Raw genomic sequence first — 25,183 nt, 5'->3', positions numbered from 1 at the left:
TATCGCGTCCGAACCAACCAAAGGCGGGTTCGTGGCGCACGGGTGCGTCCCGCGATTAGCCGTGGCGTAAGGCGTTGGTGACTTCATCGAGGCTGCCGCGCACGCGGAGCAGCTGATCCTTTCCAAATACGATCAAGCATTCATCATCCGCATTGTCGGCTGCGCGGACAAATTGCACGATTTCAGGATTGACCGAGATTTTTTGGCCGCGCGCGTCAGTCATATTGACAAAGGGGATCATGCATTTTCCTTAGAACATCTTATGGCGCGGCAGGGTGGCGTGCGCGCGGAGAAAGGTGCTTATCATGTTTCCTCTGCGTCGGCGAGGCGTGATGGATTCCGTTGGCCTTGTTTAGGTTGACGCCCGCCCGTTTGCTTTGGCTGGCTTTTAACATTCACCGCCGCTAAAGCGCAGGCATGAACCCCATCATCCTTGTCATGTCGGGCGGAGCTGTGGGCGCAGCCTTGCGTTATGGCCTGTCTCGCGCTTTGCCAGTCGGCGCGGCTGGTTGGCCATGGCCGACCTTTGTCGCAAATGTTGTTGGCGGGCTGTGCATGGGCATGTTGGCATTATGGTTGCTGCGTGGGGACAATGCGGCGGAACCGTTGCGTTTGTTTCTGGGTGTGGGCGTTTTGGGCGGGTTTACGACCTTCAGTGCCTTTTCATTGGAAATGGCGCAGATGGTGCAACGCGGGCAGATGGGCATGGCGGCCCTCTATGCGCTCGCGTCGATCTTATTGGCGCTTGGCGCTGTGTTCGCCGGGATGGCGATAGCAAAGGCAATTTGGGCATGAGTAAGAATGACGAAAAAGGCATACGGCAATTTGTCGTGGCCCCCGATGATGATGGCATACGGTTGGACCGTTGGTTCAAGCGGCATTTGCCCGACGCGTCGTTCAACATCGTGTCGCGTTGGGCGCGCACGGGGCAATTACGCGTCGATGGTAAGCGCGCGACGCCGGGCGATCGGTTGCTGAGCGGCCAGACATTGCGTGTTCCACCTGCGGATACCTCTGCATCCTCCAGCGCGCGGCCGTTACGTAAGCGTCGCGATTTGACTGAAGACGAAATGGAATTCGCGCTGAGCATGGTCATCCATAAGGATGATGCGGCCTTGGTGATCAACAAGCCAGCAGGGTTGGCAACGCAGGGCGGAACCAAGACCGAGAACCATGTCGACGGCTTGCTGGATGCCTTGGGCTTTGAGCTTGATAACCGGCCAAAGCTTGTCCACCGATTGGACAAGGATACATCGGGCGCGCTGTTGCTGGCGCGGACATCGCGTTCGGCAGGGCATTTTGCCAAGGCATTTTCATCGCGCACCGCGCGCAAAGTATATTGGGCCTTGGTCGTGGGCGTGCCCGATATTGCCGATGGTTTCATTGACCTGCCAATCGGTAAGCAACCGGGTAGCGGCGGCGAAAAAATGCATGTCGATGAAAAAGACGGGCAATCCGCGCGCACCCGCTATCGTATTGTTGAACGCGCAGGCAATGCAACCGCATGGGTCGAATTGCAGCCTTATACAGGCCGCACCCATCAGCTGCGTGTACATATGGCCGCAATCGGCCACCCGATTGTCGGTGACGGCAAATATGGCGGCAAGGACGCGTTTTTGACAGGCACGATCAGCCGTAAGATGCATTTGCACGCCCGCCGCATCCGCATTGACCACCCGTCGGGCCATCAAATCGACGTCCGCGCCGACCTGCCGCCGCATATGGCGGCCAGCTTTGACGATTTGGGCTTCGACATTGAAATGGGCGATGCCTTAGTGCTTGACGCACCCAAATTCAGCGAAACCGCCGAAGGCAAGAAACGCGTTGCGGCCAATATCGCCAAATCGGCCCGTAAAGAACGCAAGGGCGAACGCCGTTCGCGTGGTTCGGTGTCCGACAAGCCCAAGGATAACAAACGCAGCCAAATGGCCGCCGGTAAGAAAATCGCGGCGAAAAAGCCTGTGATCAAGAAAGCCGTGGCGGGTAAAGCGCCAGCAAAGAGGGCACCTGTGAAGAAGAAAGTTGCACCAAGGACGAAGGCTTAATGCACCCCAACGCCGCCTTTGCTTGGGATGATACTGAGGCGCTGCGTGCTTTTGCGCAGGATATAGGCTTTGGCACGCTTTTTATGGCCACCCCGCAGGGCCCGCGCGTTGCCCATTTGCCGTTCGTTTTCTTGGCAGAAAACCGCATTGGTTTTCATATCGCGCGCAACAACGCGATGACCCAATATCTGGATGGCGCGGAAGCCTTGTTTGTTGTCAACGGTCCGGACGGTTATATCAGCCCAGATTGGTATGGCATGGATAATCAAGTGCCCACTTGGAACTATTGCGCCATAGAGATGCAAGGTAACATGCGCCAAATGACGCAGGACGAACTCATCGCCCAATCCGATGCGCTGAGCCTATTTCAGGAAGCGAAATTGGCGCCAAAGCCGCTTTGGGATCGGTCGAAAATGGCCGATGGGTATTTTGAAAAAATGCTTCGGGGCATATTGGGTTTTCATATGGACATCACCGCGTGGCGCGGCACGCGCAAATTAGGGCAAAATAAACCCGACACAGCACGCAACGCCGCGGCCGATGGTGCCGAGCAGGCGGGTAAGCGCGATATCGCTGATATGATGCGCCGTCTGCCGTGACGGTGAAGTTGGCCATATTTGATTGCGACGGGACTTTGGTTGATAGCCAAGCCAATATTTGCATGGCGATGGAGCATGCGTTTGAAGGCGCGGGGCATCCACCACCGCTGCGGCATGATATACGGCGCGTGGTTGGCCTGTCTTTGGTGGAATCGATGCGGGTGTTGTTGCCCCATGCCGATGCCAAAACCCATGATGATTTGGCCGAACATTATCGTGCGGCGTTCATGACATTGCGCAACAATGGCCTCGTTGATGAACCGCTTTATGATGGTATGGCGGCCTTATTGTCGAAATTGGATGAAAGCGGATGGTTACTGGGTGTGGCGACAGGCAAATCGGATCGCGGGTTGATCCGCTGTCTGGACCATCATGCGATTAAGGGCCTGTTTGTGACGCTGCAAACCGCCGACCGTCACCCGTCCAAGCCGCACCCGTCAATGGTGTATCAGGCATTGGCCGACGCCGGTGCGGACGCCAGCGATGCGGTGGTTATCGGTGATACGGTATATGACATTCATATGGGCCGCGCTGCCGGAACGCGAACGGTGGGCGTCAATTGGGGCTATCACAGCGTTGCAGAGTTGCGCGCAGCAGGCGCAGACTATATCGCCGAAAACATGGATGATCTGAAGGCCTATCTAAAGGATTTTGCATGACGCCAATGGATGACAAGGCCCGCGCAGAAATGCAGGCGCAATATCGCTTTTTGGTGATCAATCTGTGCCGGATTACGGGCGCAATCATGTTGGTGGTTGGCCTTGCAGCTATCGCGCGGGAGGCGTTTGGAATTCCCAAGGCAGCAGGCTATCTGTTGTTTGCCGTCGGGATGCTCAATTTTCTTTTGGTGCCTGTATTCCTCTCCAAAAGATGGAAAAGTAAGCCGGATCAATGAGGCGTTTTTGGAAAGAGGTTACGCTTGAACCCACGCCATCGGGCCAAGCGGTCCGGCTCGACGGGCGACCGGTAAAGACACCCACGGGCAATGCACTTGCGCTGCCGACGCAGAAAATGGCGGATGCTGTCGTGGCCGAGTGGGAAGCAGTGGAAAAAACGCTGAACCCCGCATTGATGCCCGTGACGGGCTTTGCCAATGCCGCCATTGACCGGATCGCGCCGGATCATGCTGGTTTTGCCGCCGCCATTGCCGCTTATGGTGAAACGGATCTTTTTTGTTATCGCGCGGCGGCAGGTGAGGCTTTGGCCGATCGGCAGGCCGAGATTTGGGACCCTTGGCTACATTGGGCGCAAGGGCGCTATGACATCAGCTTTGTGATTGTTGAAGGCATCATGCACCAGCCGCAATCTGCCGCAACGCTGGAGATATTGCGCGGAGCAGTTGCGGCACGCGGGGCATTTGAGCTGGCAGCGATGGCGAAGCTTGCGCATTTGTCGGGGTCGCTTGTTGCAACCTTGGCGGTGATTGAGCGCGCAGGCACGCCTGAAGACATATGGAAAGCCGCGTGCTTGGACGAGCTTTGGCAGGAAGAATTATGGGGCGCCGACCATTGGGCGCAAAAAAACCGGAGTGACCGCGAAGGCGAATTTATGGCGGCCGCACGCTTTCTCGACCTGCTGACACCCGGAACATAGGTGAAAACCCATCTCACGGGGGTTTTGTGCAGCGTGTAAGCATGTGGTGCATCCAAGGAAAAAGCCATGACCGACAGCGCAACTTTCACTCTACGCCCCATTCCAAAGGCCGCCTTTATCGCGGGCTATGCCGGATTATTGCCGCAGGTCATTGCCGCTGCGATGGTGCTATCGGGTTCCGAATATCAATGGACTGGCCTTGCCTTGGCATATGGCTATGCCGCATTTATTTTCAGCTTTATCGGCGGCATGTGGTGGGCGCTGGGCATGACCACCCGCACAGATGATGCGTCGGCTAATGGCATATTCGCGCTGGCCGTTGCGCCCAGCCTGTTGGCGCTGGCAACTTATGTGCCGTGGATTTGGGGACTGAGTTGGCCCGGCCCGTCTTTGGCGTGGCTTGGGTTTTTCCTGCTGCTATCGCCCTTGGGGGATCGCTGGCTCGGCGCACATTGTGCCTTGCCTGTGGGCTGGATGAAGCTGCGCTGGCATTTGTCGCTTGGACTGGGCGGATTGACCCTGTTGCTCGCGGGATTGGCTTAAGTTGTGGCTTAAGTGGCGACCCTAAGACGCCGCGAGATCGCGCACGAAACCGATAAGGCCCTTTTGCCGCCGCCTTTTCATGCGTTCGGCGGCGAGTATTTGCCGCACTTTTTCAAAACAGGCCTGCACGTCATCGTTGATGAGCACATAGTCATAGCCATCCCAGTGCCCGATTTCGGCCTTTGCACGGCTCATGCGGTCGGAAATGACGGTTTCGCTGTCCTGCGCGCGGCTGAATAATCGGCGCTCCAGCTCGTCAATCGATGGCGGCAAGATGAAGACGCGAACGACGTCGGGGCCAGCCTCTTGATATAATTGCTGCGCACCTTGCCAGTCGATATCGAACAGAACATCGCATCCCGCTGCAAGCTTTTCCTCCACAGGGCCTTTGGGCGTGCCATAACGGTTGCCAAAGACATGCGCCCATTCCAGAAATTCACCGTCAGCCGCCATTTGTTTGAATGTTGCGACATCGGTGAAATGATAATGCACACCTTCAATCTCGCCAGGTCGAGGAGGGCGGGTTGTGTAGGAGACCGATAAAGCGATTTTGTCGTCCGCATCAAGCAACATGCGCGAAAGTGTGGATTTGCCAGCACCGGAGGGCGACGAAAGGACGAAGAGGAGACCGCGGCGCTCCAATTCATGCGGCTTATGTGGGTCAGTATGGGCCATAGCCGCTACTGCGCGAAAGGGCAGGGCGGCGTCAAGAGGGAAGCGTAGTCCGTGGTGGACGAAAGCAGCTTAGGCGTCCTTACGCTCTTTGCTTTTGTCATAAATGGTTTTGGCCGCAATTGCGCCGCCGACCAGCAATAGGCCTGGAATCGAACGCGTCGCTATCCGCGTGGCCACCAGACCAATGCCTGCACCCAGCAAGCCATGACCCTTCTTACGGCCGATAACTTCGCCGATAACGGCCCCTGCAATGGATTTTAACATGAGATGTTTCCGATCCCTTAAATTTCGTATCCGTGATTCCATCAACTCGTCATCCTGAACTTGTTTCAGGATAACACATCAATGTCGCTTGTTATCCTGAAATGAATTCAGGATGACGAGTAATAAAGATTAAACCATGTCTTCTGCACGAACATGGGTATCAAAAGTGGCTTCGTCAACCAGACCGGATGCCAATGCGGCTGCGCGCAAGGTGGTTCCGTCGCGATGCGCTTGTTTCGCGATTTTTGCGGCATTGTCGTAACCAATGATGGGGGCAAGTGCGGTCACCAGCATGAGCGAGCGGTCGAGCAAGTCCGCGATGCGTGCGCGGTCGGGTTGAAGGCCAGCGACGCAGTTGGTGGCAAAGCTGTCCATGCCGATGGCGAGCAGTTCAATCGAACGCAGGACATTTGCGCCGATCAATGGCTTAAACACATTCAACTGCAAATGCCCCTGCAGTCCGCCAATCGTCACCGCCTGATGATTGCCGATGACTTGTGCGGCCACCATCGTCAGCATTTCGCACTGCGTCGGGTTGACCTTACCGGGCATGATCGAGCTGCCCGGTTCATTTTCGGGCAGAATGAGCTCGCCAAGTCCGGAACGTGGACCGGAACCCAGCAAGCGAATGTCATTGGCAATCTTTGTCAGGGAGACTGCGAGGGTATTCAAGATGGCGGACATTTCGACCAGCGTGTCGTGTGACGCCAAAGCTTCAAATTTGTTCGGCGCGCTGACCCATGGCACTCCGCCGGTCAATAGGGCGAGTTCCGAGCAGAAATCTATACCGAAATTTTGCGGCGCGTTCAGGCCGGTACCAACCGCAGTGCCACCTTGCGCCAACCGTGAAAGCCGTGGCCATATGCCAACAATCCGGTCTGCGCTGTCACTGAGCATGGCGGCATAGGCCGAAAATTCTTGGCCCAATGTCAACGGCGTCGCATCTTGCATATGCGTGCGTCCGATTTTGACGATATTGGCCCAATTTTCACTATGGACCGCAAATGCTGCCGCTAATCCCCGCACGGCCTTGAGCAATTGGTCGCGTGCCGCCATGGCGATAGCCACATGCATCGCCGTGGGAAAACTGTCGTTCGACGATTGGCTCATATTCACATGGTCATTGGGGTGCACGGGCGATTTGCCGCCACGCGTTCCGGTCAATGCCTCATTGGCGACCCCGGCTATCACCTCATTCACATTCATGTTTGATTGGGTACCGCTACCGGTTTGCCAGATGGTCAGCGGAAATTGATCGTCATGCTTTCCGGCGACCACTTCCGCGGCAGCGGCCTCAATCGCATCTGCCAATCCTGCATCCAGCCCATATTTGCGGTTCACCCGCGATGCGGCTTGTTTCACCAATGCCAGCGCATGTACAATCCCCATCGGCATGCGTTCATGCGCGGGGAAGGGGAAATTAACGATGCTGCGCTGCGTCTGCGCGCCCCAATAAGCGTCTGCAGGGACTTCAATGGGCCCAAAACTGTCAGTTTCCGTGCGGGTTTGCCCCGTCACTTTTTCCGTCCGAAGTCCACGCTGACGACGTTTGAGCCATCTTCAATGACAACCGAAGGGCCGTCATTACCGGCTTCTTCATGGGGTTCGGGGGCGGTTTCGCCTGCGTCCACATGGAATTGCAGTGCGAAGTCCACGGCCGGGTCCACAAAGGCGGTGATCGCGGAATAAGGGATGAACAGATGCGATGGAATTTGGTTGAAAGACAGGCCAACTTCGAAATGTTCGGCCTCCACCTTCAGGTCCCAATATTTGTGCTGGAGCACAATGGTCATTTCATCGGGGAAGCGTTCATGCAGATGTTGCGGAATGGAAACGCCGGGCGCTTGCGTCTTGAATGTAATGTAAAAATGATGATCGCCGGGTAGGCCATCGCGCGCCACATTGCCGAGTACACGGCCCACCACCGCGCGCAATGCCTCTTGCACAACGTCATCATAAGGAATCAGGCTATCAACATGCTCTTCAGTCATGCCTTCTAGGTGGACCGCCGGACGCCCGAAATCAAGACGCTTATTGCCGCAAGTCAACTTGCCAAATGCGCTAGTGCGGCTATATCGGCGGCCATGCGTATAGGCTCTATCAGTCGTAAGACGAACGAAACGTCCATTGATGTTGAGGTCAACCTCGACGGCAGTGGTGTATATGACGTGTCCACAGGCATTGGCTTTCTGGACCATATGTTGGAGCAATTGTCGCGCCACTCGCTCATCGATTTGAAGGTGAAGGCGATAGGCGATCTGCACATCGACCAACATCATACGACCGAAGATACCGGAATCGCCATTGGCGAGGCGGTGTTGCAGGCATTGGGCGATAAGCGCGGCATTACCCGTTATGGCACGGCCTATGCGCCGATGGACGAAACCCTGACGCGCTGCGCGCTCGACATTTCGGGCCGTCCGTATTTTGTGTGGAAAGTATCGCTTGGCATGCCGCGGCTTGGCGAATGGGACACGGAACTGATTGAACATTGGTTCCACAGCTTCGCCACCAGCGCGGGCATCACGTTGCACGTCGAAAATCTATATGGTTCGAACAACCATCATATTGTTGAGAGCTGTTATAAGGCTTTGGCCCGCGCCCTGCGGCAAGCGGTTGAGATCGACCCGCGCAAGGCAGATGCTATTCCGTCGACTAAAGGCACGTTGTAGGCCGTGTCACTTGCGCTGATTGATTATGGCGCAGGCAATCTGCATTCGGTGCATAATGCGTTGAAGGCGGCGGGCGCGCGCGACATTCGCGTGACCGCTGATCCAGATATTGTGGCCAAGGCCGAGCGTATTGTTCTGCCCGGTGTCGGCGCCTTTGCCCATTGTATGGAGGCTTTGTCCGCCATTGACGGCATGATCGCCGCGATGGAACAGCGTGTTCGGGGTGAGGGCGCACCATTTTTGGGCATTTGTGTCGGTATGCAATTGCTCGCCGATGAAGGCGTTGAACATGGCACTACGCGCGGGCTGGGTTGGGTCGGCGGTACGGTGCGCGCGATTGCGCCGGCGCCTGAGCTGAAAATCCCGCATATGGGCTGGAATGATGTCGTGCCCCATGACGGCGCGCCATTGATAAAGCGCGGCGAAGCTTATTTTCTGCATGGCTATCATTTTGATGCAGCGGATGCCGCCGATGTGCTGGCCACAACTGACCATGGTGGCGCTTTGGTGGCGGCGGTCGGGCGTGACAATATTATGGGTGTGCAATTCCACCCCGAAAAAAGCCAGGCCTATGGCATCAATTTTCTGAAACGCTTTTTGGAGTGGATGCCGTGATTGTCTTCCCTGCGATTGACCTAAAGGGTGGCGAAGTTGTCCGCTTGGCCGAAGGCGATATGAACCGCGCGACGGTCTATGCCGATGACCCAGCGGCGCAGGCGATGCTCTTTGCCGAGCAGGGTGCGCAATTTCTGCATGTGGTTGATCTCGACGGTGCATTCGCCGGACGGCCAGAAAATGCCGAAGCGGTGGAAGGGATTATCGAAAATTTCCCTGGCTATATCCAATTGGGCGGCGGCATTCGCAATACGCAGACAGTGGAGCGTTGGTTCGACATGGGCGTGGCCCGGCTCGTCATTGGTACTGCGGCGCTGAAAGACCCAAATTTTGTGAAGGAAATGGCGCGCGAATTTACAGATGGCATTGTCGTTGCCGTTGACGCGCGCGATGGATTTGTTGCCACCGAAGGCTGGGCGGAGAAATCCGACATGCCGGTCATCGATCTGGCGCGCCGTTTTGAGGATGCGGGCGTTGCGTCCATCCTGTTTACCGATGTTGGTCGCGACGGGATGCTGACCGGATGCAATATCGACGCAACGGTTGATTTGGCGCGGCGGGTGCAGATTCCGGTGATCGCCAGCGGCGGGGTGAAGGGGATAGACGATATCCATATGCTCGCGCGCCATGCCAAAGACGGCATTGAAGGCGTCATCACGGGCCGTGCGATTTATGATGGACGACTGGATCTCGCAACGGCGATCAAAGCGGCGGAACGCGCGTGACCGTTCGCGTCCGCGTGATCCCCTGTCTCGACGTCTCCAATGGCCGCGTGGTCAAGGGCGTCAATTTCGTAGACCTACGCGATGCGGGCGATCCGGTGGAACAAGCGCAAGCTTATGATGCCGCCGGCGCCGATGAGCTATGCTTCTTGGACATCGGCGCAAGCCATGAGGGACGCGCCACCATCATTGATGTCGTGCGGCGCACAGCGGAGGTGTGTTTCATGCCGCTGACCGTGGGCGGCGGCGTGCGCAGCGCAGAGGATGCGCGAGCATTATTGCTGGCGGGCGCAGATAAGGTCGCGGTTAACAGCGCTGCTGTGGCGCGGCCTGAGCTTGTGGCCGACATCGCCACGCGTTTCGGCAGTCAGTGCGTGGTGGCATCAGTGGATGCGCGGCGCACAGGCGATCGCTGGGAAATCTTCACCCATGGTGGCCGAAATCCAACCGGTATTGACGCGCTGGAGCATGCCGTCAGGCTCGCCGACCTTGGCGCGGGCGAATTGTTGGTGACGAGTATGGACCGCGATGGCACGCGCGACGGCTATGACCTTGCGCTCACCCGCGCAATTGCTGATGCTGTCCATATTCCGGTGGTGGCGAGCGGCGGTGTTGGCAATCTCGACCATCTGGTCGCTGGCGTGCGCGAAGGTCATGCAAGCGCGGTTCTGGCAGCTTCGATATTCCATTTCGGCCAATATAGCATTGCGGATGCACATGCGGCGTTGCGGGCAGCAGGCTTGCCAGCGCGCGGCTAAAATTTCTGAAAAAATCTGCGTGACGAGTCCTTGACCTGTCACAAAAAGACCCTATCTGGGCTCCGTTAGCACTCGCCTTGTATGAGTGCTAACGTATATTCATTGCCGTCCTCTGCTTCATGCAGAAGTGGCGGGATGGCGAAACAGAAAAAGGATAGTTCAACATGGCATTTCGTCCATTGCATGATCGCGTTCTCGTCCGTCGGGTCGAGGCCGAAGCAAAAACCGCTGGCGGGATCATCATCCCTGATACAGCTCAGGAAAAGCCACAAGAAGGCGAAGTCGTCTCGGTTGGCACAGGCACACGCGCCGATGACGGCACTGTAACCGCGCTTGACGTTAAGGCCGGTGACAAGATTTTGTTCGGCAAATGGTCGGGCACCGAAGTCAAGATTGACGGTGAAGACCTGTTGATCATGAAGGAATCGGATATCTTGGGAATCGTTTCCTAAGCGCACTTAGCCATCGTCATCCTGAACGTGTTTCGGGATAACCAAGACATTGGCGTATCATCCTGAAGCACTTTCGGGATGACAAGAAATCAGAGATTAACTCACTAAAGGAAAAATATCATGGCTGCTAAAGACGTGAAATTCGGCCGCGATGCGCGTGAACGCATCCTGCGCGGCGTAGACATCCTCGCCGATGCGGTGAAGGTAACTTTGGGTCCAAAGGGACGCAATGTTGTCATCGACAAAAGCTTTGGCGCACCGCGCATCACCAAGGACGGCGTTACTGTCGCCAAGGAAATCGAACTGAAGGATAAGTTCGAAAATATGGGTGCGCAGATGCTGCGCGAAGTGGCTAGCAAGGCTAATGACGCGGCTGGTGACGGCACGACCACTGCAACCGTATTGGCACAAGCAATCGTTCGCGAAGGCATGAAGTCGGTTGCAGCGGGCATGAACCCAATGGACCTGAAGCGCGGTATCGACACGGCTGTAAACACGGTTGTTGCTGATCTTGTTAAGCGTTCGAAGCCCGTTGCGGGTTCTGCGGAAATCGCACAAGTCGGCACAATCTCTGCCAATGGCGAAGCTGAAATCGGTAAGATGATTGCAGACGCCATGGAAAAGGTTGGCAAGGAAGGCGTCATCACCGTCGAAGAAGCTAAGGGCCGTGAAAGCGAGCTTGAAGTTGTCGAAGGTATGCAGTTCGACCGTGGCTATCTGTCGCCATATTTCATCACCAACACCGAAAAAATGTCGGTCGAGTTGGACAATCCCTATATCCTGATCCACGAAAAGAAGCTCGGCAACTTGCAAGCCATGTTGCCAATTCTCGAAGCTGTGGTGCAGTCGGGTCGTCCATTGCTCATCATCGCTGAAGATGTTGAAGGAGAAGCGCTTGCTACTTTGGTCGTCAACAAGCTGCGTGGCGGCTTGAAGATTGCTGCGGTGAAGGCACCTGGCTTTGGCGATCGTCGCAAGGCGATGTTGGAAGATATCGCGATCCTCACCAAGGGTGAAATGATCAGCGAAGATCTCGGCATCAAGCTGGAAACCGTTACCTTGGGCATGCTTGGCCAAGCTAAGCGCGTCACCATCGACAAGGACAACACCATCATCGTCGACGGTGCTGGCGAAACCGATGCGATCAAGGGCCGCGTAGAAGCGATCCGTGCGCAAATCGAAAACACGACCAGCGATTATGACCGTGAAAAGCTGCAAGAGCGTTTGGCGAAGCTCGCCGGCGGTGTTGCCGTGATCAAGGTCGGTGGTTCGACCGAAGTTGAAGTGAAAGAGCGCAAGGACCGCGTTGACGACGCGTTGCACGCAACCCGCGCAGCCGTTGAAGAAGGCATCGTCCCAGGCGGCGGTACAGCACTTCTGTACGCTACCAAGGCTCTCGAAGGCCTCAAGGGCGCCAATGACGACCAGACACGCGGTGTCGACATCATCCGCAAGGCGATTGTCGCTCCATTGCGTCAAATCGCAGCCAACGCTGGATATGATGGCGCGGTTGTTTCGGGCAATCTGTTGCGCGAAAATGACGAAACCATGGGCTTCAACGCATCAACCGATGTGTATGAAAACCTCGTGGTTGCGGGCGTTATCGACCCAACCAAGGTTGTGCGTACCGCGTTGCAAGATGCGGCATCGGTTGCTGGTCTGTTGATCACCACTGAAGCGGCTATCTCCGACGCACCAGAAGACAAGCCTGCGGGCGCCGGCGGCATGCCAGGCGGCATGGGCGGAATGGGCGGCATGGGCGGTATGGACTTCTAAGTCCAAACCCTCAGCGCACGCTGAAACAAAACGGGCCGGAGGGGAAACCTTCCGGCCTTTTTGTTGTGGAGGTGTCGTTAGGAAATCAGCGCGTCATTTGCTGCAACATTTCGCCCATTTTCTGGTGCAGCATGTTCATGCCCTTTAACGGGCGCACCATGACCTTGAAGTGGGTGATCAGGCCGTCATCGTCGCAGGTGATCATATCAACGCCGTTAATGGCAACGCCGTCGATGACAGTTTCGAATTCTAGAATCGCGCTGTTTTCTCGGTGCCATTCGCCGACATATTTGAATTCGGCATTACCCAGCGTGTGCCCCGCCGCCGCAAGATATTTGGCGGTGATGGCTTTGCCCAGTTGCGGCGTGTGGACGACGGGGCTTTCGAAAATACAATCATCGTGCAAGATCGCGGCGATGGTGTCGACATCGCGTGACAAGGCGACTGTGTGCCAGATTTCGGCGGGGTTAGGCATGATCAATATCCTAAGTCGAGGTTAACCATTGGTTCAAGCGCTGCGCCTGTGCGATAACGTTCGAGATTTTCAAAGAAGCGAGTCGCCGAGCGGACGAACATCTTGTCCTGCGCGCGGCCGGACAAATGCATGGTTACATGGGCATTATCCAGCGTCCAAAGCACATGGTCTGCAGGCAATGGCTCTGGCGTGGTGACGTCCAGAAACGCGTTGGCGATCTGTTTGGTTTGTAATGCGGTGATCAATGCGTCCTGATCCACCACAGATCCGCGCGCGATGTTGATGAGCGTTGCGCTGGGTTTCATCGCGGCAAGCTCGTCTGCGCCAATCATATTGTCGGTTTCCGGCGTCGCAGGAACGGCGAGGATGACCCAGTCAAAATCCCTCAACACCGCGCGCCATTGGTCGGGCGTTAGCGTATTTGGTCCCGCCGAGCGGCGCACCACTGTCACATCGACGCCAAAGGGTTTGAGGCGTTCTTCGATCAGCTTGCCAATCGCGCCATAGCCCAGCAGCAAGGCCTTTGATCCGAACAGTTCAACCTTGCCCGGCGAATCCAGCAACCATTCGCGGCGTTCCTGCGCGCGCACGACTTCGCGATAGTTTTTGGCAACGGTCAGCATGCCCATCACCACATATTCGGCGATGGTGATCGCGTTAATGCCCGCGCCATTGGTGACAACGCAGCCTTGCGCCTTCAACTGCGCGAGCGGCATGCCGTCGACGCCCGCATAAATGCTGTTTAGCCATTTCATTTGGGTGGCGGCGCCAATGACCGTGGCCATGTCGCCTTTGTCGTACATGTCGAACCAGCCAATCTCTGCCTGCGGCGCTAGATTCAGCGCTTCGTCTTTCGACATGAAGAAATGCGGTTCAATCCAGCCGGGCAAACGCGGTTCAATCAACGGACGCACAAGGCCCGACATTACGAGTTTCGTTTTGGTCATATATCTAGTCTCCAATCCCAGCCCAGAGGGTCGCCGTCCATGACTTCAACGCCCTTGGCGATGAGGTCGTCGCGGATCGCGTCGGACTTGGCGAAGTCCTTAGCAGCGCGGGCCTCTTTGCGGGCGGCAAGGGCGGTTTCTATTTCTTCTTCGGTGATGATGGCGGCTTTTGGACGGATACGGAGGTCCTGACGGGTGACGGCCATTAGGTTAAGGCCGAGGACAGCTTCCATTTGGGCTGCAATCGAGCGGCGATAATTCGGCCCAAGACCCGCAGCACTCAACACTTCTTCAAATACTGCGATGGCTTTCGGCGTATTAAGATCGTCTGAGATCGCATCGTCAAACCGGTTCCGATATGCAACTTCGCGCTCTGTAATATCTCCTTCGCCGGGAGCCGTGTCAGACGTTAAAGCCATCACCATGCGCTTCAACCGCACAAACGCTGCCTGTAAACCCTCCCAGCTAAACTCCAGTTCGCTGCGATAATGCGCTTGCAGGCACATCAGGCGGTAGGCGAGGGGGTGGAAGCCTTTATCGATGAGCAGTTGCACGCGCAGAAATTCGCCTGACGATTTGCTCATCTTGCCGCTGCGTTCGATCAGGAAGTTGTTGTGCATCCAAAAACGGGCGCCGCTATGGTCACTGCCGCAGCGCGCTTGGTTTTGCGCGATTTCATTGGGGTGGTGGATTTCGCGATGGTCGATGCCGCCAGTGTGGATGTCGAAGGGCAGGCCCAGCAACGCCTCTGACATGACCGAACATTCCAGATGCCAGCCCGGCGCGCCTTTGCCCCATGGGCTATCCCACTCCATCTGCCGCGTTTCACCGACAGGCGTCTTGCGCCAGATGGCGAAATCCGCCGCGTGGCGTTTGCCTTCGACCTCTTCGATACGTGCCCCCAGAGCATTGGCACCGTCCTCGGTTTTGGCGCGGGCCAATGCGCCGTAATTGGCGACAGTTGAGGTGTCGAAATACAGGCCGCTGTCGAGTTCATAGCAATGCTTGTCGGCGATGCTTTTGGCATAATCGATCATGGCGGGGACATAATCGGTGGCAATCGACCAGTGCGCAGGCTGTCGAATGTTCAGCGCCTTGATGTCTTCCCAATAAGCTTCGGTATAATGGCGGGCGATATCCCAGATCGACTGGGCTTTCTCCGCCGCCATTTTCTCCATCTTGTCTTCGCCCGCATCAGCGTCGTCGGTCAAATGGCCGACATCGGTGATGTTGATGACATGGGTAAGCTTATAGCCCTCGTAGGACAACACGCGGCCCAACGTGTCGGCAAAGACATAAGCGCGCATATTGCCGATATGCGGGTAATTATACACCGTCGGCCCGCACGTATACACCCGCGCTTCGCCCGCATGGACAGGGGTGAAGGTTTCCAGTTGCCGGGTCAGGCTGTTGAAGAGGCGCAATTCAGTCATAGCGCCGCGATGCTGGAAATGGGTGCGGAGGTCAAGAACCTCGTCGTCACACGTGGGGAGGATAACAGCGCCGCTTCACAAATAGCTAAAATCCGTCCCAGCGTATTGCTTGATCGATCTCCACGCGCGGAACGGTGAAGCTGTTCACGGCGGCGTCTGCGTCGCGATAGCCAATTGCCATGCCGCAGAAGAAGATATGGTCATCGTCAATGTTCAGCAGTGCGCGCATCGTCGTGCCATACATCGCCCAGATTTCCTGCGCGCAACTGTCGAGGCCCTCTTCGCGCAGCAACAGCATCACGGTTTGCAGCCACATGCCCATGTCCGACCATTGCGGTGGGCCCATATATTTGCGGGTGTAGGTGAATAATTGCACGGGCGCGCCGAAGCTGTCCCAGTTTTTCATCATCTGCGCGACGCGGCCCGCACCGTCTTCGCGGGCGAGCCCAAGCGCATCGAACATCGCTTTGCCCACACCGCGCCGTTGCTCTTCATAACGGCCTTCTAAGTCTTTAGGGTAAATGTCATATTCATGGCCATCACCCATTGGCGCTGTGGCGGCTTTCGCCTTGATCTTAGCAGTCAAATCCGCCAGCGGTGCGCCTGTCAATATGACGGCATTCCAAGGCTGCGTATTACCGCCCGATGGCGCACGCTGTGCCTTGGCGAGCACGCGTTCGAGGATTGCTTGATCTACAGGCTTATCCAGAAATTGCCGGACAGAGCGCCGTGAGGCGACGGCTTCGGTAACGTTCATCTATATTTCCCCGCAGGTTTAATCGTTTGATTAAACAATGTCACCCCGGCAGGGAATTGCAAGTGCAGTTTAAATCCATCGGCGAACTTTAGCGCAATATTCGCGATAATTCATGCCGTGGATATTCATCAGATGTTGTTCCTCACCGCGGATTTGTATTGAAATCAGGACATAGCCAGTCAGCAAGATAGCAAATGTAATGGCATCGGGTTGGGCAAGGAACAAACCGACCAACTGCATCATCATTCCCAGAAAAATCGGATTGCGGCTAATTTGGAAAAGCCCGTGGATGATCAAGGCGGTTTTTGTTTCGGTATCAATACCTACGCGCCATGATATGCCCATTTGGAATTGCGCAATCACCACCCAAAAAATGCTGGCGGTTAACAAGCACCATCCAACAATAGACGCATGGTCTGGAAGAAGGATCGGGCCAATGGGGCGCACAACATTTAAGGTACCGAGTAAAAGATACGTACCAAGGAAGATAATAAGCAGCTTGAAATATGTGCCCACAAAACCTGCGACATCGTCACTTCGGGGCAATACGACCGGATTTATACCCGTTTGACGCCAAACCCGCACCGTGGGAAGCACGAGCGCTATCGCAAAAAAGACAATAAAAAAGGCAAATAATGCTGACATGATGGATAATTTCCCTCCAATGATGAGAAATAATTTATCATCACACCACATTAGTTGCAATATTATGATTTTATAAAATGTTTATAAAACAATCACTTGTTCTGTAAAAACATTACTCTTCATCAAACAATCCCGCCAGTTGTTCAATCATCGTGCCGCCCAGCTGTTCAACGTCCATGATCGTCACTGCGCGTTTATAGTAACGCGTCACATCATGGCCGATGCCGATGGCGACCAGTTGGACAGGGCTGCGCGTTTCGATCATTTCGATGACTTTGCGCAAATGTTGTTCCAGATAGCCGCCATGGTTGACCGACAAGGTGCTGTCGTCCACCGGCGCGCCGTCCGAAATGACCATCAATATACGGCGGTCTTCGGCGCGGGCGATCAGGCGATTATGTGCCCAGAGCAGAGCCTCTCCGTCGATATTTTCTTTCAATAGCCCTTCGCGCATCATCAGGCCCAGATTGCGCTTGGCGTGCCGCCATGGCTCGTCGGCTTTTTTATAAAGGATATGACGCAAGTCGTTGAGGCGACCGGGCATGGGCTGGCGTCCGGCGGCGAGCCAGTCTTCGCGCGCTTGCCCGCCCTTCCACGCGCGAGTGGTGAAGCCCAATATTTCGGTTTTGACGCCGCAGCGTTCCAAGGTGCGCGCCAAAATGTCGGCGCTAATCGCGGCGATGCTAATCGGCCGTCCGCGCATCGAGCCGCTATTGTCGATTAGTAAGGTGACCACCGTATCGCGGAAATCGGTTTCGCGTTCGACTTTGTACGACAGCGAGCTGCCCGGCGACACCACGATGCGCGCCAGCCGTGCGGCATCAATCATGCCTTCTTCTTGGTCGAAATCCCAACTGCGGTTTTGTTGCGCCATCAAGCGGCGCTGCAGGCGGTTGGCGAGTTTTGTTACCACCGATTGCAGGTTGGACAATTGCTGGTCGAGATAGGCGCGCAGCCGGTTCAGCTCTTCTTCGTCGGCAAGCTCGGTCGCGGTGATTGTTTCATCATATTTGGTCGACCAAATCTTGTAATCGCTCTGAGGCAAATGGTCCCAATTGCGGCGCTGTGGCGTGACAGGCTGCATCCCGTCATCGCCCATTTCGCCATCGGCGCCATCTTGGTCGTCCATATCTTCGCCGTCATAATCGGCTTCAGTCTCTTCGCCTTCACCTTGCTGCGGTTCCGCGCGGGCCTCAGCTTGGCCAGCTTCGCCTTCGCCATCATCTTCGCTGTCGCCGTCTTGATCTTCGGCATCCTCGGCATCGTCCCCGCCTTCGTCGGCCTCGGACGGATCAACGTCACCTTCAGTAAGGTTCAGATGTTCCAGCATGGACTGGGTCAGCGCGGCAAAGGCGCTTTGATCGTCCAACGCCATCGCCAGCGCATCAAGGTCACTTCCGGCGTTTTCCTCAATCCAACCGCGCAGCATATCGACGCCAGCGGCGGCGGCGGCGGGCACGGGCGCGCCGGTCAGCCGTTCGCGGACGATCAACGATAAGGCCGTCGAGATCGGAACCTCGTCCGGGGCTTGTGCGCGGGCAATCGGGTCGGTGCGCATTTTGAGTTCAAGCGCATGGCCAAGATTGGCGGCGATGCCTGCCATATTGCGCGAGCCCAGCGCCTCAACCCGTGCATTTTCCACAGCATCAAAGGCAGCACCTGCAATGACTTCGGATGGACGCAAGGCCGCATGGCGCGCGGGATTATGATGCTTCAACTTCAACGCAAAGCTGTCAGCAAAGCCGCGGGCCTCGGCCACTTGGTCGGGCGGAAGCAGGCGGCCCGGCATGGGTACTTTGAAATTCTTACCCGCTTGGCTTGGCGCATCGGCGGTGAAGGCTAATTCCACCTCCGGCTCATGCGCGAGCGCACGGGCGGTACCGGTCAGCACTTGTTTAAATTGTTCAAGAGGGCTTTCGTTGGACATTAATCGGGCAAACTCTTGCACATCGCGGCAATGTCTTCTTTCTTTGGTTTTACGGGCGGACGCAGCGTGAAGACATGGGCATCCTTGGTTGCCACGCGGTCTTCAGTCGTGCGCGCGCCGTTCACAACGGCGGCAAAATCCTTGCAGACGGCAAAGCTCCGTAAATAATCGCTATGCCCTGTGCCGCCGCCGGAAACGTCGGTTGTGTCGATAATGGTGAAGCCGGTTTTGGCGAGCTCGGTTTGATATTTCGTCTTCGTGGCAAAGCAGCGTTGCGGAAGGCCCTTGGCTTTTAATTCCCGTGCTTCAAAAGGGCTGAAGCAGTAAGGCGATCCCAAACGCGGATAACCATGTACCGCGCGTGATAAGGCCAGTGCGCGGTCGCTTAACGAAGCATAGACGGTCACTCTCCGGTCATTGTTAACACGTCGTGCGGCGAGGATTTCTTCCGCTATGTCGCGTTCGAAATCTTCGCGATCCATATCGGGTGAAGCTAAAATGATATTGGAAATATTGCTGGAGTCGGCGTTGGTCGAAGTGCGGTCAACATATTCAACTGCCGGAATAACAAGCCGTGCGCCAAGCGAATGCGACACGATTACGACTTCCTTTACCCACTCCGTCCGCGCCAATTTGGTCAGGAAATTGCGGAAATTGCGTTCGTCCCAATACATGTTGGTTTCATCAACGGCGTAGCTGAACAAATTGCCTTGCGAGGGCCAGCTATAATGGATGATTGGTCCGTCAAAATTACTCATCGCGCCGATCTGCACCGCGTCGCGCGCCGTCGTTTGCAACGTTTCCCGATAGCCGTGGACATATAATAAAACACGGCCCTTGCGCAGGTTTGCCGCATCGCGCAGGCTATCCCACCATGCATCCTCCGGTTGGAATGCAAGTGGCACAACCATCTGCGCATCGCGTTTTAAAGGCTTTATCTTTTGCGGTGGCGCAAAGCGGGCGTAGCGCACCCGATCGGTCCTGTGGTTGGTTAAAATGATCGTATCATCGCGGCAGTCGGGCAGGCGGCTGGTGACGATGAAATGGTCTTTTCCGGCTATTGCCGCATTATCATTCTGCGATGGATTGCAACGCGGATTTTCCACCAGCCTATTATGCGGCACATCGCCATATGCGACGGCCACAGTGCAACCCGACAGGAGCATGGGCAAAAGCAGGAAAGAGAGCTTACGCATTACTTCCGCTTGGCGTTCGCCGCATGCCATGCCTTTACCGCGTTCAGCGCGCCGGAAACATGGCCCTTCACGCCAAGCTGCGAATAGGAAAACAGCACTGTGCCATTGGGCGCGATGACATAAGTTGTGCGGTTGGTGCCGCCCATCATTGGTAGGCCTACCTTGTAATTTTTGATCATGGGTTTGGTCGCAATACCGACCATGAATTTGTTACGGCAGGCCTCAACCGAAAAACGCTTTAGCGTCTCCAGATTATCCGCTGACATGCCAACAATCGACGCGCCATAAACGGCAAAGTCGTCTGCGGCTTCGGAAAATTCATGCGCCTCAACTGTACAGCCTGACGTGAATGCTTTGGGATAGAAATACAGCACCACTGGACCGTTTTTCAAAGCCTTGTTCAGATTGAAGGTGTCGGCCTTTCCGGCGAGCACGGCTTGCGTCGTGAAATCGGTTGCGCGTGTTCCGGTTTTCAACGCGGCAAAGGCCGGTGATGCCGACAGCATAAGTGCGAGGGCCAGTGCGAAGCGTTTCATAATGCGTTCCTTCAACTGAAGTGGCGAAATAGCCGATACTTATTTTGCTTTGCCAACGACGCTTTCCGGCAGATCTTGGCCGAATACGCGCTGATAATATTCGGCGACCAAGGCACGTTCCGCATCATCACATTTGTTGAGGAATGACAGGCGGAAGGCAAAGCCGACATTTTTGAAAATCGCGGTGTTCTGCGCCCAAGTGATAACGGTGCGCGGGCTCATAACGGTAGAGATATCACCATTGATGAAGCCTTGACGAGTCATTTCGGCGACCTTCACCATATTGGCGACGGTGGCGGCGTCAGTGCCCGAGGCCTTGGCCAAAACGATTTCGCTTTCAACCTGCGCTGGTAGATAGTTTAAGCCGACGACAATGTTCCACCGGTCCATCTGTCCTTGGTTGATTGCTTGCGTGCCATGATACAGCCCGCTGGTATCGCCAAGGCCAACGGTGTTGGCTGTGGCGAACAATCGGAAATAGGGGTTTGGACGAATGACGCGGTTTTGGTCGAGCAGGGTCAACTTACCCTCGGTTTCCAAAACGCGCTGTATCACGAACATCACGTCAGGGCGGCCCGCGTCATATTCGTCGAACACTAATGCTGTTGGTGTCTGCAACGCCCAAGGCAGCAGGCCTTCGCGGAACTCGGTCACTTGCTGCCCATCGCGCAAAACAATGGCGTCACGTCCGATTAGGTCGATACGGCTGATATGCGCGTCCAAGTTGATGCGGATGCATGGCCATTTCAGGCGGGCGGCAACTTGTTCGATATGCGTCGATTTACCCGTGCCGTGATAGCCTTGCACCATTACGCGCCGGTTATGCGCAAAGCCCGCAAGGATCGCGAGGGTGGTGTCTGGGTCGAAAACGTAGCTTGGGTCAGTGTCCGGCACCCGTTCGTCGGCAATGGAGAAAGCGGGGCATTCCATATCCACATCAATGCCGAACAATTCGCGCACGCTGACCATTTTGTCGGGGGCCGCAAGTATTGTCGCGTCGCGGCTGTCGGGTTGGATATTCGGGATGTCAGTCATGTTATTCTCGTCAAATGAAAGCGGGCGAAGTTTTAAGGTGCGTATAGGCAGCAATCACGTCTTGCAAAGCCTTTTCATAGGAGCGGTTACCGCCATTTTTGTCCGGATGATATGCGCGCACCTTCGCCGAATAGGCGCTACGCAGGGCGCGGCGGTCAGCATCCTCTCTAAGCCCTAGCGTCCGCAAGGCTTTGCGGTCCTCTGGCGACAGAAATTGGCCATCGGCCCGCTCTTTAGGAAGGCGCGACCGGAACCGGGTGGAGATAGCATCTAGCGGGTCTTTAAAGTCCGCCCATTTTGGCGGCGAATCGACATTGCCATTGGCGCGAAAGGCGCGTGTCTCGCTTGGCCAGAATTGGACCGGGCTTTGCGCCATGGAAATTTCATCGGCAGTCATGCCTGCAAACCAGTTATAGCCCGCGTTAAACTGACGCACATGGTCAAGGCAGAGATATTGATAGTCGCCAGGGCCATTGGCCGACGCGGCCTGTCCCTGCGGATCAGGCGCGCGAAATTCCCCCGCTTCGTCGCAGCGCGGATAGGCGCATGGCCGCCCTGAACCGTGAATGCGGCCGTGAAATCGGTCAGTGGAACGGTCGGAGGACATGATTTTCCTTGGCGAAAAACGTGCCATATGGGAAGAGTGGGGCATGAAAAAAGGTCCTGCACAATTGGAAATGGAAATGCTGCTTGAAACAGCATTCGCGCCAACTCGCCTTGCTGTCATCAACGACAGCGCCAAACATCATGGCCATAGTGGCGATGATGGGTCCGGTGAATCCCACTTCACTATCGAAATTGAAAGCGCGGCTTTTGCAGGTGTTGCCCGCCTGATGCGACAGCGTATGGTGAACAAGGCGCTGGGGGATATTCCCGGAACCCGGGTCCATGCGCTGGCCATCAAGGCTAGTGCACCCGGCGAAATTTAGCTAATTTACGACGCACATAACAGTACACAGCGGAGATAAACCTATGATCAAGCTGACCTATGCTATTATGCTCGCTGCAATATATGTCCCATCGGTTTATGCTGCGGAGAAAGAAAATGTTCATCCGAAGGTGTATACCGATATTATGGCCTGCCGTTCAGTAACCGACGCGGCGGCACGACTGCAATGTTTTGATATCGCGACGAGGGCGCTGGAAACTGCGACCTCGAAACGCCAGATCGTAATGTTAGATCAGGGCGATGTGAGAAAGACGAAAAAATCGTTATTTGGCTTTGCATTGCCCAACATTGCTTTCTTCGGCGAAAGTTCTGAGGATCAGGCCAATGAATTTAAAGAAATTGAAGGCGAGTTGGCCAATGTTCAGGCCCTGCCTTATGGCATTTATCAGTTTACTGCAGTGGATGCAGGAACTTGGCAGACGACGGAGGCATCTTCGGCATTCCTGAAAAACGGTAAGAAGTTCAAAATAAAGCGCGCTGCCTTAAATAGCTATCTGCTTGTAATAGACAACAAAGGCATCCGCGTGAAGCGGGTCAGCTAAGCTAAGCAACGGGGCCAAATGACATGATCGAACTTTCTCCGCACCGCCTGTCGCTGTCGACGGGCATAGACATGGATGTATTTACGGCCGGTAATCCCAAAAATCCGGCGATTATCTTCCTGCATGGCTTTCCCGAATCGCACCGCACATGGCGGCACCAAATCGCGCATTTCGCCGACCGCTTTTATTGCATCGCGCCCGATCAGCGCGGCTATCGTGGGACGTCAAAGCCCAAACAGGTCGATGCCTATACCGCAGACAAGCTGACCGCCGATATCTTTGCGCTGGCGGATGCCTTGCATGTGCAACAATTCATCATTGCGGGCCATGATTGGGGTGGCGCGATTGCGTGGAGCGTTGCATTGAACGGGCAGGCCGGTGCGCTTAATCCAGCTTGGGCTGGGCGTGTGCCACGTGCGATTATCGCTAATGCGCCGCATCCCTATATTTTTCAGCGCTTGTTGATCACCGACATGAACCAGCGCGAATCCAGCCAATATATTCGCGCCTTTCGTGATCCGGCGAATGACGCTGTGGTGCAGGAACATGGCCTTACCGGTTTGTTGTTGAAAACAATAAAATGGGACAAGCCAAATGCGATGGAGCCAGAGGAACGCGCTGCGTTGCTCGCCGATTGGAACGACCGCGACACCTGCTTCGGCATGCTGAACTGGTATCGCGCGTCCGCGATATATGTGCCCGCGATGGATGAAGATGCGGAAATCCCTGCCTTCGCAGCAGGCGCATTTCCGCCGCTGATGATCCCGACCTTAGTAATATGGGCGATGGATGACCTGGCTTTGCCGCCGAGCAATATTGATGGCATAGAGAAACTTGTTCCCAATGTGACAATCGCGCCCGTCGCGGATTGCGGACATTTCGTTATTTGGGAACAACCCGATGCCGTAAACGCGGCGATGAGCAAATTTTTGGCCTAATCGCCGCGCCAGTTTACCCACGCGCCATGGGCATGTGCTTCGGCCAGCAAATGCCACGCATCGGGGCCAGGCCAATATTTGACCGATAGCTCATGCTTGAAAGTTTCGCGATTGGTTTCGAGCATGATCCAAGCGAGCGGGCGTTCTGGCGTTGCTTTCTGTCCAGCGGCTTCTATCGCTGCGCGGATTTTCTGGCGCCGGACTTCGGGAATATATTGCCACACAATCGAATGGTTGAATATGCGCGCAACTTGGAGGTCTTGCAGTACAGATAGGCGCTGCAATACCCAATCGAGCGCATCGGCTTTTACGACATTGGGCGGCAGCTCAGCGGCAAGGGCAATCGCTGCGTCCATGCGTGCCAGCCGGTCCAGGTTTTCAGGCCAGACATAGCTTTTTACGCGCAATGCGGACGCAGGATCGGATAAATCAATGGGTGCCTGATCACAGCCATGAATGTGGGCAATGGTCACAGGCGAATCTGGTGGCGGTGGACCACGCCAATCGGGTCTAATGTGCATCGGAGAGTTTTCTGGCCCGATAGTGACGCCGCCTAAGTCATAATGATATCGGTCCATCATGCTGTTGATGCCTGCGCTCGCGCCGAGTTCATTCAGTTCAAATTGCGCTCCGATTTTGGGAGATAACCATAGCAAGGCGGCCATGAAATTGGCGGAACGCCCTGCCTCATTGGTCTGGGGTGGACCATCAAGCCATGGCAGCAAGCGCGCGTCATGGTCATGCGTAATCGCGGCAATTATGGCGTCTACTTCGGCCTGATCCGTTACTTCGCCGCGATAAATCGGGTCTAAGCGATCATCCGCGCCTGTCAGGTGCAGATGATGCAGCCCGCCCGCCAGTCGCAAGGGTAGGGCGTCTTCCAGCGGCAAGCCTAGCCAATTTGCGATACGTTTTCCTACTGATGTATCGCCTTGCATCAAGGCAAGCTGTGCCATCACGATCTTTTCGGTAATGGGTGCATTGTTGCGACGGCAATGTTCGGCCTGAACCATTATGCCCTCTGCCACACGGGCATCATCCATGACGCCGCGCCCGAATTCATCCGATGCTATATTTTCTGCCATATTG

The 25,183-nt window shown here is 55.7% G+C and carries 32 protein-coding genes; 16 read left to right on the top strand and 16 right to left on the bottom strand.

Annotation, left to right across the window (positions count from 1 at the left end; all coding sequences use genetic code 11):
- Nucleotides 1–55 precede the first annotated feature (55 nt).
- Nucleotides 56–241: a hypothetical protein gene (locus tag D7D48_RS06265; protein ID WP_125230463.1), complete on the bottom strand. Its 186-nt coding sequence runs from the start codon at nt 239–241 to the stop codon at nt 56–58.
- Between the two features lie 176 nt (nt 242–417).
- Here D7D48_RS06265 and crcB point away from each other — a divergent pair, with 176 nt between their 5' ends.
- The 7 genes from crcB (at nt 418) to D7D48_RS06230 (ending at nt 4,780) form a co-directional block, all read left to right on the top strand.
- On the top strand, nt 418–795 hold the full coding sequence (crcB, locus tag D7D48_RS06260) for a fluoride efflux transporter CrcB (RefSeq protein WP_125230462.1): 378 nt from the start codon (nt 418–420) through the stop codon (nt 793–795).
- Complete coding sequence (locus D7D48_RS06255) at nt 792–2,045, top strand: RluA family pseudouridine synthase (protein WP_125230461.1); 1,254 nt, start codon at nt 792–794, stop codon at nt 2,043–2,045. The genes crcB and D7D48_RS06255 overlap by 4 nt, the downstream gene beginning before the upstream one ends.
- A complete protein-coding gene (locus D7D48_RS06250; protein ID WP_125230460.1) occupies nt 2,045–2,644 on the top strand; it encodes an FMN-binding negative transcriptional regulator in 600 nt (199 codons plus the stop codon). The genes D7D48_RS06255 and D7D48_RS06250 overlap by 1 nt, the downstream gene beginning before the upstream one ends.
- Complete coding sequence (locus D7D48_RS06245) at nt 2,641–3,303, top strand: HAD-IA family hydrolase (protein ID WP_125230459.1); 663 nt, start codon at nt 2,641–2,643, stop codon at nt 3,301–3,303. Before D7D48_RS06250 ends, D7D48_RS06245 begins: the two co-directional genes overlap by 4 nt.
- Nucleotides 3,300–3,539, top strand: a complete 240-nt coding sequence (locus tag D7D48_RS06240; protein WP_125230458.1) for a hypothetical protein — start codon at nt 3,300–3,302, stop codon at nt 3,537–3,539. Before D7D48_RS06245 ends, D7D48_RS06240 begins: the two co-directional genes overlap by 4 nt.
- Nucleotides 3,536–4,237 (top strand): ATP12 family chaperone protein, encoded by a 702-nt coding sequence (locus D7D48_RS06235; protein WP_125230457.1) that lies wholly within the window; start codon nt 3,536–3,538, stop codon nt 4,235–4,237. The genes D7D48_RS06240 and D7D48_RS06235 overlap by 4 nt, the downstream gene beginning before the upstream one ends.
- 66 nt (nt 4,238–4,303) lie before the next feature.
- A complete protein-coding gene (locus D7D48_RS06230) occupies nt 4,304–4,780 on the top strand; it encodes a DUF3429 domain-containing protein (RefSeq protein ID WP_125230456.1) in 477 nt (158 codons plus the stop codon).
- 21 nt (nt 4,781–4,801) lie between these two features.
- On the opposite strand, the gene gmk is transcribed toward D7D48_RS06230, so the two are convergent.
- The 4 genes from gmk to D7D48_RS06210 form a co-directional block, all read right to left on the bottom strand.
- Nucleotides 4,802–5,455: a guanylate kinase gene (gmk, locus tag D7D48_RS06225; protein ID WP_125230455.1), complete on the bottom strand. Its 654-nt coding sequence runs from the start codon at nt 5,453–5,455 to the stop codon at nt 4,802–4,804.
- A 69-nt stretch (nt 5,456–5,524) separates the two neighbouring features.
- Nucleotides 5,525–5,719 carry a hypothetical protein gene (locus D7D48_RS06220; RefSeq protein WP_125230454.1) on the bottom strand — a complete coding sequence of 65 codons (195 nt, stop codon included), beginning with the start codon at nt 5,717–5,719 and terminating at the stop codon, nt 5,525–5,527.
- A 129-nt stretch (nt 5,720–5,848) separates the two neighbouring features.
- Nucleotides 5,849–7,237 carry a class II fumarate hydratase gene (gene fumC, locus D7D48_RS06215; protein WP_125230453.1) on the bottom strand — a complete coding sequence of 463 codons (1,389 nt, stop codon included), beginning with the start codon at nt 7,235–7,237 and terminating at the stop codon, nt 5,849–5,851.
- Nucleotides 7,234–7,710, bottom strand: a complete 477-nt coding sequence (locus D7D48_RS06210) for an SspB family protein (RefSeq protein WP_125230452.1) — start codon at nt 7,708–7,710, stop codon at nt 7,234–7,236. Before D7D48_RS06210 ends, fumC begins: the two co-directional genes overlap by 4 nt.
- Nucleotides 7,711–7,803: 93 nt before the next feature.
- Between D7D48_RS06210 and hisB the strand changes: the two genes are divergently transcribed.
- The 6 genes from hisB to groL all read left to right on the top strand — a co-directional run bounded on the left by hisB (nt 7,804) and on the right by groL (nt 12,714).
- On the top strand, nt 7,804–8,391 hold the full coding sequence (gene hisB, locus D7D48_RS06205; protein WP_125230451.1) for an imidazoleglycerol-phosphate dehydratase HisB: 588 nt from the start codon (nt 7,804–7,806) through the stop codon (nt 8,389–8,391).
- 3 nt (nt 8,392–8,394) lie between these two features.
- Nucleotides 8,395–9,006: an imidazole glycerol phosphate synthase subunit HisH gene (gene hisH / locus D7D48_RS06200; RefSeq protein ID WP_125230450.1), complete on the top strand. Its 612-nt coding sequence runs from the start codon at nt 8,395–8,397 to the stop codon at nt 9,004–9,006.
- Nucleotides 9,003–9,731, top strand: a complete 729-nt coding sequence (gene hisA, locus D7D48_RS06195) for a 1-(5-phosphoribosyl)-5-[(5-phosphoribosylamino)methylideneamino]imidazole-4-carboxamide isomerase (RefSeq protein ID WP_125230449.1) — start codon at nt 9,003–9,005, stop codon at nt 9,729–9,731. The genes hisH and hisA overlap by 4 nt, the downstream gene beginning before the upstream one ends.
- Nucleotides 9,728–10,486, top strand: coding sequence for an imidazole glycerol phosphate synthase subunit HisF (hisF, locus tag D7D48_RS06190; RefSeq protein ID WP_125230448.1), 759 nt, complete (start codon nt 9,728–9,730; stop codon nt 10,484–10,486). The genes hisA and hisF overlap by 4 nt, the downstream gene beginning before the upstream one ends.
- A gap of 164 nt (nt 10,487–10,650) precedes the next feature.
- Nucleotides 10,651–10,938, top strand: a complete 288-nt coding sequence (gene groES, locus D7D48_RS06185) for a co-chaperone GroES (protein ID WP_125230447.1) — start codon at nt 10,651–10,653, stop codon at nt 10,936–10,938.
- Between the two features lie 120 nt (nt 10,939–11,058).
- A complete protein-coding gene (groL, locus tag D7D48_RS06180) occupies nt 11,059–12,714 on the top strand; it encodes a chaperonin GroEL (protein ID WP_125230446.1) in 1,656 nt (551 codons plus the stop codon).
- An 85-nt stretch (nt 12,715–12,799) separates the two neighbouring features.
- Here groL and D7D48_RS06175 read toward each other — a convergent pair whose 3' ends face one another.
- The 10 genes from D7D48_RS06175 to D7D48_RS06130 all read right to left on the bottom strand — a co-directional run bounded on the left by D7D48_RS06175 (nt 12,800) and on the right by D7D48_RS06130 (nt 22,272).
- Entirely contained in the window at nt 12,800–13,189 is a 390-nt protein-coding gene (locus D7D48_RS06175; RefSeq protein ID WP_125230445.1) for a nuclear transport factor 2 family protein, read from the bottom strand.
- A gap of 2 nt (nt 13,190–13,191) precedes the next feature.
- Nucleotides 13,192–14,136 carry a D-2-hydroxyacid dehydrogenase gene (locus D7D48_RS06170; RefSeq protein WP_125230444.1) on the bottom strand — a complete coding sequence of 315 codons (945 nt, stop codon included), beginning with the start codon at nt 14,134–14,136 and terminating at the stop codon, nt 13,192–13,194.
- Nucleotides 14,133–15,569, bottom strand: coding sequence for a cysteine--tRNA ligase (gene cysS / locus D7D48_RS06165; RefSeq protein WP_125230443.1), 1,437 nt, complete (start codon nt 15,567–15,569; stop codon nt 14,133–14,135). The genes D7D48_RS06170 and cysS overlap by 4 nt, the downstream gene beginning before the upstream one ends.
- Nucleotides 15,570–15,654: 85 nt before the next feature.
- Nucleotides 15,655–16,326 (bottom strand): nitroreductase, encoded by a 672-nt coding sequence (locus D7D48_RS06160; protein WP_125230442.1) that lies wholly within the window; start codon nt 16,324–16,326, stop codon nt 15,655–15,657.
- Between the two features lie 69 nt (nt 16,327–16,395).
- Entirely contained in the window at nt 16,396–16,971 is a 576-nt protein-coding gene (locus D7D48_RS06155; protein WP_185739792.1) for a methyltransferase family protein, read from the bottom strand.
- 112 nt (nt 16,972–17,083) lie between these two features.
- Nucleotides 17,084–18,898, bottom strand: a complete 1,815-nt coding sequence (gene cobT, locus D7D48_RS06150) for a cobaltochelatase subunit CobT (RefSeq protein WP_125230440.1) — start codon at nt 18,896–18,898, stop codon at nt 17,084–17,086.
- Entirely contained in the window at nt 18,898–20,094 is a 1,197-nt protein-coding gene (locus tag D7D48_RS06145; RefSeq protein WP_125230439.1) for an alpha/beta hydrolase, read from the bottom strand. The genes cobT and D7D48_RS06145 overlap by 1 nt, the downstream gene beginning before the upstream one ends.
- Entirely contained in the window at nt 20,094–20,630 is a 537-nt protein-coding gene (locus D7D48_RS06140; RefSeq protein ID WP_125230438.1) for a peroxiredoxin, read from the bottom strand. Before D7D48_RS06140 ends, D7D48_RS06145 begins: the two co-directional genes overlap by 1 nt.
- 39 nt (nt 20,631–20,669) lie before the next feature.
- On the bottom strand, nt 20,670–21,665 hold the full coding sequence (gene cobS / locus D7D48_RS06135) for a cobaltochelatase subunit CobS (RefSeq protein WP_125230437.1): 996 nt from the start codon (nt 21,663–21,665) through the stop codon (nt 20,670–20,672).
- Between the two features lie 10 nt (nt 21,666–21,675).
- Complete coding sequence (locus D7D48_RS06130; protein WP_125230436.1) at nt 21,676–22,272, bottom strand: J domain-containing protein; 597 nt, start codon at nt 22,270–22,272, stop codon at nt 21,676–21,678.
- 43 nt (nt 22,273–22,315) lie between these two features.
- Here D7D48_RS06130 and D7D48_RS06125 point away from each other — a divergent pair, with 43 nt between their 5' ends.
- Genes D7D48_RS06125 through D7D48_RS06115 form a run of 3 tightly spaced genes read left to right on the top strand, consistent with a single transcriptional unit; the run spans nt 22,316 to nt 24,094 of the window.
- A complete protein-coding gene (locus D7D48_RS06125; protein WP_185739791.1) occupies nt 22,316–22,594 on the top strand; it encodes a BolA family protein in 279 nt (92 codons plus the stop codon).
- A gap of 43 nt (nt 22,595–22,637) precedes the next feature.
- Complete coding sequence (locus D7D48_RS06120) at nt 22,638–23,156, top strand: hypothetical protein (RefSeq protein ID WP_125230435.1); 519 nt, start codon at nt 22,638–22,640, stop codon at nt 23,154–23,156.
- Between the two features lie 23 nt (nt 23,157–23,179).
- Nucleotides 23,180–24,094, top strand: coding sequence for an alpha/beta fold hydrolase (locus tag D7D48_RS06115; RefSeq protein WP_125230434.1), 915 nt, complete (start codon nt 23,180–23,182; stop codon nt 24,092–24,094).
- Here D7D48_RS06115 and D7D48_RS06110 read toward each other — a convergent pair.
- Entirely contained in the window at nt 24,091–25,179 is a 1,089-nt protein-coding gene (locus D7D48_RS06110; protein ID WP_245964353.1) for a DUF2332 domain-containing protein, read from the bottom strand. The genes D7D48_RS06115 and D7D48_RS06110 overlap by 4 nt on opposite strands.
- Nucleotides 25,180–25,183 lie beyond the last annotated feature (4 nt).

Origin of the sequence: Sphingorhabdus wooponensis, from assembly GCF_003933235.1 — a bacterium.
Taxonomy (GTDB): domain Bacteria; phylum Pseudomonadota; class Alphaproteobacteria; order Sphingomonadales; family Sphingomonadaceae; genus Sphingorhabdus_B; species Sphingorhabdus_B wooponensis.
Note: the sequence above shows the minus strand (reverse complement) of the source record. Positions and strands in the feature narration are given on the sequence as shown.